Genomic DNA, 1,300 nt, shown 5'->3' with positions numbered 1-1,300 from the left:
GAGGGACTTATTAGCTTTCATAAAATAAACGTTCTTTGATTTTTTGAGTAAATTTCATTACAAATATTTCCAAGAAAGTTATCGTCTTTCATTAATCCGACATAGCTTCTCAATTCATCATGATTTTGAGGGCTATTATATTTATCAAGCCACATTTTTACTTGTTGTTTGAGTTGTTGGAATTGGTCTTTAAAAGGGTGCATGTGCAAGAGTTCTTGTTTAAGCTTTCTCCAAAGTTTTTCGATAACATTCAACCATGAGGCATAGGTTGGTAAGGGTAATAGTTTTATTGGCAAGTTTTTGTTATTGTACTTTTTAGCAGGCTTTAAGTGATTCCAAGAAGCAGGAACATGCAATTTGAATGGGCAATCTTGTGCTTGTAAAGCTGCTAATATGTCAGGATGATAGTGCATAGGCCAGTTGTCAAGTATGATATAAATTTGCTTATGGGGATATGTATTGACCAATTCTTGATAAAAACAATAGATGGTGGCAACACTTATCTTATTGCGTATGAAGTAGTCGACTTTGCCAGTAAGTATGTTTAAACCACCCATAATACGCATAGTTTTATTATGTTGCCATCCCTGTTTAGCTAATGGTTGTTGTTTTGCATAAGCACAACTCACACTGGGATGAGCATAAATCGTCAATTGGTCAATACATATAAATACTGAATTGTCAATATCGGCTGTTTCAAGGCTTGTTTTGATATAAGCAAGTTTAGCTTGATAATCAGCATCTGGGCTGTGGACATAGAGTCTGCCTCTTTTATAAGAAATTTTCCATTTCTTGAGCCAGTTCCATAAGCAAGACTTACTTTTTATCTTTAAATGAGTGCAAATACAAAGCAAATGCTTTAAACTCCAACGGCTTTGCTCAAAACCATAGCCTTGGGGACTTTGTCCAACAATCATTTGGGTTTGTAAGCAAGCAACACTTTCTTGCTCAGGGGAAAAAAGAAGGTTTTAATCCTCGCCCTTTTTTAACTAATAAACCTGAAATACCCTCAGCCTGATAACGATGAACCCAGTCATAAACAGTGTTTTTACGACGTTTACGTAAAAGACCATTTTGGGCAACATCGACTCCAGACTGCCCTTGAGCTATTTTTAAGATAGCAGCAGCTTTTTCTCGAATATAGGCTTTGGGATGATGAATAACTAAATCTTGTAATTCTTGCTCTTGGCTATCGCTTAAAGTAACAATAAGTCGCATAAATATGAATTTTGACGAAAATTTAATGAGTTTTACCCAAATTGCAAAGAACGATTATTTCATGAATCTTAATAAGTCCCTC

2 protein-coding genes are annotated in these 1,300 nt (G+C 35.2%); both read right to left on the bottom strand.

Going from position 1 to position 1,300, the window contains the following annotated elements; genetic code table 11:
* Positions 1 to 17 precede the first annotated feature (17 nt).
* A complete protein-coding gene (locus tag J2Y60_RS24750) occupies positions 18 to 917 on the bottom strand; it encodes an IS630 family transposase (protein WP_309924741.1) in 900 nt (299 codons plus the stop codon).
* 31 nt (positions 918 to 948) lie between these two features.
* Positions 949 to 1,218 (bottom strand): helix-turn-helix domain-containing protein, encoded by a 270-nt coding sequence (locus J2Y60_RS24745; RefSeq protein WP_309924740.1) that lies wholly within the window; start codon positions 1,216 to 1,218, stop codon positions 949 to 951.
* Positions 1,219 to 1,300 lie beyond the last annotated feature (82 nt).

The sequence above is a fragment of the Arcicella sp. BE140 genome (assembly GCF_031456255.1).
GTDB lineage: Bacteria > Bacteroidota > Bacteroidia > Cytophagales > Spirosomataceae > Arcicella > Arcicella aquatica.
The sequence above is the reverse complement of the archived record's forward strand: the minus strand, read 5'-3'. Positions and strand labels throughout refer to the sequence as shown.

Coding starts and splice junctions, on each gene's coding strand:
- J2Y60_RS24750 (WP_309924741.1), bottom strand. CDS start 917: ATGATTGTTGGACAAAGTCCCCAAGGCTATGGTTTTGAGCAAAGCCGT.
- J2Y60_RS24745 (WP_309924740.1), bottom strand. CDS start 1,218: ATGCGACTTATTGTTACTTTAAGCGATAGCCAAGAGCAAGAATTACAA.